Origin of the sequence: Streptomyces carpinensis (genome assembly GCF_002154505.1) — a bacterium.
Lineage (GTDB): Bacteria > Actinomycetota > Actinomycetes > Streptomycetales > Streptomycetaceae > Streptomyces > Streptomyces carpinensis.
On sequence record NZ_MUBM01000473.1, the window covers coordinates 1 to 5,993 of the forward strand.

Annotated in this window: 4 protein-coding genes; 2 read left to right on the forward strand and 2 right to left on the reverse strand. The window is 73.3% G+C overall.

The annotated features are described in order from the left end of the window. Positions 1 to 152 precede the first annotated feature (152 nt). Positions 153 to 1,085 (forward strand): aminotransferase class I/II-fold pyridoxal phosphate-dependent enzyme, encoded by a 933-nt coding sequence (locus tag BZY54_RS43830; protein WP_425276385.1) that lies wholly within the window; start codon positions 153 to 155, stop codon positions 1,083 to 1,085. A 9-nt stretch (positions 1,086 to 1,094) separates the two neighbouring features. On the opposite strand, the gene BZY54_RS43835 is transcribed toward BZY54_RS43830, so the two are convergent. After that, positions 1,095 to 3,062, reverse strand: coding sequence for an acetoacetate--CoA ligase (locus tag BZY54_RS43835; RefSeq protein ID WP_086730941.1), 1,968 nt, complete (start codon positions 3,060 to 3,062; stop codon positions 1,095 to 1,097). A 214-nt stretch (positions 3,063 to 3,276) separates the two neighbouring features. Between BZY54_RS43835 and BZY54_RS43840 the strand changes: the two genes are divergently transcribed. Then, positions 3,277 to 5,643, forward strand: coding sequence for a glycoside hydrolase family 31 protein (locus BZY54_RS43840; protein ID WP_086730942.1), 2,367 nt, complete (start codon positions 3,277 to 3,279; stop codon positions 5,641 to 5,643). A 29-nt stretch (positions 5,644 to 5,672) separates the two neighbouring features. On the opposite strand, the gene BZY54_RS43845 is transcribed toward BZY54_RS43840, so the two are convergent. Then, on the reverse strand, positions 5,673 to 5,993 hold a 321-nt coding region (locus BZY54_RS43845), incomplete at its 5' end, for an NUDIX domain-containing protein (RefSeq protein ID WP_143668266.1).

The following is a 5,993-nucleotide window of genomic DNA, read 5'->3' on the forward strand; positions in this document are numbered from 1 at the left end:
CCGCGGCGCCCAGCCGCAGCTCCACGGACAGCAGTCGTCCGACGAGTTCCAGCGCACCGTAGGCGCACGTCACGTGCTCCACCGGCACGCCGACGGGCCGCAGCCAGTGGCGCACGGCCTCCTCCAGCCGCTCCACGCCACGGCTGGAGCGGCTGGAGGAGGCCGTGCGCGACTGGCTGCGGCCCGACGGCGTGCCGGTGGAGCACGTGACGTTCGCCCACGGTGCGCTGGATCTCGTCGGACGACTGCTGTCCGTGGAGCTGCGGCCGGGCGACGCGGTGGCGATGGAGGATCCCGGCTACCACCATCTGCTGGACCTGGTGACCGCGCTGGGGCTGCGCAGCGTCCCGGTGGCGGTGGACGACGAAGGGATGTGTCCCGATGCCCTGCGGCGGGCCCTGGGGGCGGGTGTGCGGGCCGTGGTGTACAGCCCGCGCGGGCAGAATCCGTACGGCGGATGCTTCTCGTCGGAGCGCCGCGAGGCGCTGGCCGAGGTCCTGCGCGAATCCCAGGACGTGCTGGTCGTCGAGAACGACCATGCCTCGGCGGTGACGGACGCGCCTGTGCGGACGCTGACCGCCGACGGTCCGGCGCGCTGGGTGCACGTGCGCACGGTGAGCAAGTTCCTGGGCGCCGATCTGCGCTGGGCCGCCGCGGCCTGCGATCCCACCACCCTGGCCCGTCACGACGGGCGGCTGCTGCTGACGTCCGGCTGGGTCAGTCATCTGCTCCAGGAGACGGTCCACGGGCTGATGACGGACGAGGGCACGCGCGCGTTGGTGTCCCGGGCGCGCGAGACGTACACGGTGCGCCGCACCGCTCTCCTGAGGGAGCTGGCGTCCAGGGGGATCCCGGCGCACGGGGCGAGCGGCATGAACGTGTGGGTGGCCGTGACGGACGAGTCCGCCGTGGTGAACGGGTTGCGGTCCTACGGCTGGTGGGTCGCCGCGGGAGCGCGGTTCCGGTTGTCGTCGGGGCCTGGTGTACGGATCTCCGTCGCCGACCTGGAACCGGCCGACGCGGCGCGGCTGGCCTCGGACTTCGCCTCCGTGCTCGGCGAGTCCGAGGCCACCTACGGCGGCTGACCGGCGCGCTCAGGCGCGCTTGCGGGCCAGGTCCTCGTAGAAGCGCAGCAACTCGATGTCGTCGATGGAGCCGGGGTTGACCGCCTTCTCGAGCGGGGTGCCCTGGAGGAGACGCTTGACCGGTACCTCGATGCGCTTGCCGGTGAGGGTGTGCGGGACGCCCGGCACCTCGATGACCTCGTCGGGGATGTGGCGCGGGGAGAGCTGTTCGCGGATGGACTGCTTGATCCGGTTCAGGAGGGCGTCGTCGAGGACGGCTCCGGGCACCAGGTGCACGAACAGGGGCATCCAGTAGCCGCCGTCGGGCTGTTCGATGCCGACGACGAGGGATTCCTTGATCTCGGGCAGGCGTTCGACGGCTTCGTAGATGTCGGCGGATCCCATCCGCACGCCCTGGCGATTGAGCGTGGAGTCGGAGCGGCCGTGGATGATCACGGAGCCCCGGGAGGTGAGCGTGATCCAGTCGCCGTGGCGCCACACGCCCGGGTACATGGCGAAGTAGCTGTCGTGGTAGCGGCTGCCGTCGGGGTCGTTCCAGAAGTGGATCGGCATCGACGGCATGGGGTCGGTGACGACGAGTTCGCCGACCTCGTCGACCACCGGCGCGCCGCTCGGGTCCCAGGACTGCAGGTCGGTGCCCAGGCAGGGGGCCTGGAGCTCGCCGATGTGGACCGGGAGGGTCGGGACGGCTCCCGCGAAGCAGGAGCAGACGTCGGTGCCGCCGCTCACGGAGGCGATCCACAGGTCGTCGCGGACCTCGTCGTGCAGCCAGCGGAAGCCGTCGGGCGGCAGCGGGGAGCCGGTGGTGGCGACGCACTGGACCGTGGACAGGTCGTAGTCGCGGGAGGGGTGGACCTGCGCCTTGCGGCAGGCCATGACGTACGCGGCGGAGGTGCCGAACAGTGTGGCCCGGGTGCGCTCGGCGACCCGCCACTGGGCGCCCGTGTCGGGGTGACCCGGGCTGCCGTCGTACAGGACGATCGTGGAACCCGTCAGCAGGCCGGAGACGAGGAAGTTCCACATCATCCAGCCGGTCGACGTGTACCAGAAGAAGCGGTCCTCAGGGCCGAGGTCGCAGTGCAGGCCGAGCTGCTTGAGGTGTTCGACGAGGATGCCGCCCTGGGACTGCACGATGGCCTTGGGCAGGCCGGTGGTGCCCGAGGAGTACAGCACCCACAGCGGATGGTCGAAGGGCACCTGCTCGAAGACGGGCTCCTGGTCGGCGGAGGTCAGGTCCGACCACTCCAGGGCGCCCTCGGGAGCGGCGGTGCCCAGCAGGGGGATGTGGACGACCGCGCGCAGGGTGGGCAGTTCGCGGCGCAGTTCGGAGACGACGTCGCGGCGGTCGTGCTCCTTGCCGCCGTAGCGGTAGCCGTCGACGGTGAACAGCACGACCGGCTCGACCTGCTGGAAGCGGTCCAGGACGCTGCGGGCGCCGAAGTCGGGGGCGCAGGAGGTCCACACGGCACCCACGGCGGCGGTGGCGAGGAGGGCGACGACGGCCTGGGGGATGTTCGGCAGGTAACCGCTGACGCGGTCTCCCGGGCGTACGCCCAGGGCGCGCAGTTCGGCGGCCAGGGAACCCACCTGGCGGCGCAGCTCGGACCAGGTCACGGGGCGCGGTTCGTGAGTCTCGTCGACGTACAGGAGGGCGGGCTCTTCCGCGCGGGTGGCGGCGGCGCGCAGGGCGTGCTCGGCGTAGTTCAGGGTCGCCCCGGGGAACCACTGGGCGCCGGGCATCGAGCGGTCGCCCAGCACGCGCGCGTAGGGGGTGGTGAACCGTACGTCGAACCACTCCGTGACGGCTTTCCAAAAGGTGTCCAGTTCGTCGACGGACCAGCGGTGCAGGGCCGCGTAGCCGCCCTCGGCCGGTGCTCCGTGGTGCTCGGCGGCCCAGGCCTGGAACTTCGTGATCCGTGCCTGGGCGATGCGCTGCGGATCGGGCTGCCAAAGGGGCAGAGGGTTCGCGGTCGACATGGGGCGGCTCCCGGACTGTGCGCGTCGTGTGCGTCGGTCCGCGCACGTGCTGGGGTGTGCGCGTGACGCGGCTGACACGGACGATGCCATGTGATCGACTTCTGCACCAGGGTGCGACCCACATAGTCCATGTCGTGACGATGTGGTCAGGACCTGGGTGAACGGCAGTTGAACGACACGCGCGCGGAGGGCGGTCGGTGGCAGGGTGAGCAGCATGGACGGTCGTGACCTGGTGCGTTCGGTGAAAGCGGTCGGCTCTGTGGGCGCGGCCCAGGGGCTGCGCACCGTACGGTCGGCCTGGCGCATGCAGCGCGCCGACGCCAAGGCCCTGCCGCCGCGGGGGCCCGAGCGCGCACGGACGCCCGGCGTGGTGCGGGAGGTGGCACCGGGGCCCGGGGGCGGTGTGGTGCGGTTCAGCCGGACCGAACTGCGCATCCTGGTGGCGGTGAACGGCGCCGTCTTCTGGGGCTGGGACGGGGCAGGTCCCGAGCCGTCGTACGCGCTGGCCGGCCGCTGCCCCGAGCCGGACCCCCGCGCGGAGCTGGAGCCGGACAAGGAGGGCGGCTGGCGGGTGGTGGCCGAACGGGTCACCGTGGCCGTCTCGCGGCAGGGTGCGATCGAGGTGCGCACCCCCGGGGGCATCCCCCTGCGCCGGGATCTGCCGCCCCGGTGGTGGGAGCCGGTCGGCGGGGGCCGGGCGCGCTGGATGCAGCGGTCGGAGGTCGCGCCCGACGCTCGGTTCTTCGGCCTGGGCGGCCGGGCGTCCGGTCCGCGGCTGCGCGACGGCACCTATCGCCTGTGGAACACCGACCCCGGTCACCCGTTCGAACCAGGTGACGACCCGCTGTACATCACCATGCCGGTCCAGTGGGTGGTGGCCGACGCGGGCACGCATCTGGCGTTCCACGACAGCACCTGGGACGGCACGGTCGCCCTGCGCGAGGGTGAGGAGGGCGCCGGCTCGGGCCACGACCGGGCCGGGGTGAGCGAGCTCCGGATGGACGGCGGCCCGCTGCGCTGCTGGGTGATCGTCGGCACTCCCGCGCGCGTGGTGCACGCCTGGGCCTCGCTCACCGGCGCGGCCGCGCTGCCGCCCGCGTGGGCCCTCGGCCACCATCACGCGCGGTGGGGTTTCGGCACCGAGGAGGAGGTGCGGCGGATCGTCGCGGGTTACCACGAGCACGGTCTGCCCCTGGACGCCGTGCACCTGGACATCGACCACCACGACGCGCACCAGGTGTTCACCGTCGACCAGGACCGCTTTCCCAAGCTGCCGGTGCTGGCGGAGGAGCTGCGCCGGGACGGGATCCGGCTGGTCTCGATCGTCGACCCCGCGGTGCGGGCCGCGCGGGGCAACGCCGTGCACGACTCCGGCACGGCGCAGGACGCCTTCGTGCGGCACGCCTCGGGTGACGTCGTACGGGGTGTCGTGTGGCCCGGGGAGACGGTCTTCCCGGACTTCACCAACGCGCGCGTGCGGCAGTGGTGGGGCCGGCTGTACGAGGAGCGGCTGGACCAGGGGTTCGCGGGCTTCTGGCACGACATGAACGAGCCGACCTCCTTCGCCGCCTTCGGTGACATGACGCTGCCCCGATCGGCCCGGCACGACCTGGAGGGCCGGGGCGGCGACCATCGCGAGGCGCACAACGTGTACGGCCTGTGCATGGCCCGGGCCGGGTACGAGGGACTGCGCGATCTGGTGCCGGGCGGGCGGCCGTTCGTCTTCTCCCGCTCGGGGTGGGCCGGCCTGCAGCGCTACGGCGGGACCTGGTCGGGGGACGTGGCCACGGGCTGGCCGGGGCTGCGGGCGTCGTTGTCACTGGTGCTGGGGCTGGGACTGTGCGGAGTGCCGTACTCGGGGCCGGACGTGGGCGGGTTCGACGGCAGTCCCTCGCCGGAGCTGTATCTGCGCTGGTTCCAGCTGGGCGCCTATCTGCCGCTGTTCCGGACGCACGCGAGCCTGCGGGCGGGCCGGAGGGAGCCGTGGGAGTTCGGGCCCGAGGTGCTCGGGCACGCGCGCGGGGCGCTCGTCGAGCGCCGGCGCCTGCTGCCGTACTTCGTGACGCTGGCGCATCTGGCCCGGCGCACCGGGGCGCCCTATGTCCGCCCGGTGTGGTGGGGCACGCCGGAGGACCGCGCCCTGCGCGACTGCGAGGACGCCTTCCTGCTCGGCGACGCCCTGCTGGTGGCACCGGTGCTCCGCCCCGGCACGAAGCGGCGGGCGGTGCGGCTGCCGCCGGGCCGCTGGTACGACACGGCGACCGGGAGGGCCCACGAGGGGCCGGGGCAGGTGCTGGTCGACGCCCCCCTCGGACGGATTCCGGTGCTCGCGCGCGCGGGTGCCGTGATCCCCGTGCGGGGCGACCAGGGCGAACTGGAGCTCGAGGTGTGGGCGCCCACCCCCGGCCGCACCGGTGGCGGGCTGGTGGTGCCGGACGCGGGTGACGGGTGGGAGGAGCCGGAGATCGAGCGTTACGTGGTCCGGCTGCGGGGACGGCGAGTGGAGGTGGAGCTCGAGCGGGAGGACGGGGCGAGCGCCCCGTCCCGCCCGCTGCGCGTCCGCGGGCTGGACGGGCACTGAAGTGCACGCGGGCCGGGCGGGTGCCGAGCTCAGTACCGGCCCTCGAACCAGGCGCGTACGGCCAGCGTGTGCAGCGGGAAGGCGAGCTCCTCGGGCCTGCGCAGCAGGTGCCACCCCTCCGTCTCATCGGTGGCGGCGGACTGCGGCAGGCCATCGGCGGGGCGTTCCGGGAGCAGGCCGAAGAGGATCAGATGGCCGTCGGGAGAGCTCATGGCGTCGGCGAGCCGCACATCGCGTGCGGCCGCGTCGATGCCCGTCTCCTCCTTGAGCTCACGGACCACGGCGTGCCGCCAGTCCTCTCGGTCGTCGATGTACCCGCCGGGCAGAGCCGTGCCCCCGCGCGCGGGGGC

Bases quoted from the DNA above. Each gene is read 5' to 3' on its own strand.
- BZY54_RS43835 (WP_086730941.1), bottom strand. From the start codon at position 3,062: ATGTCGACCGCGAACCCTCTGCCCCTTTGGCAGCCCGATCCGCAGCGC.
- BZY54_RS43840 (WP_086730942.1), top strand. From the start codon at position 3,277: ATGGACGGTCGTGACCTGGTGCGTTCGGTGAAAGCGGTCGGCTCTGTG.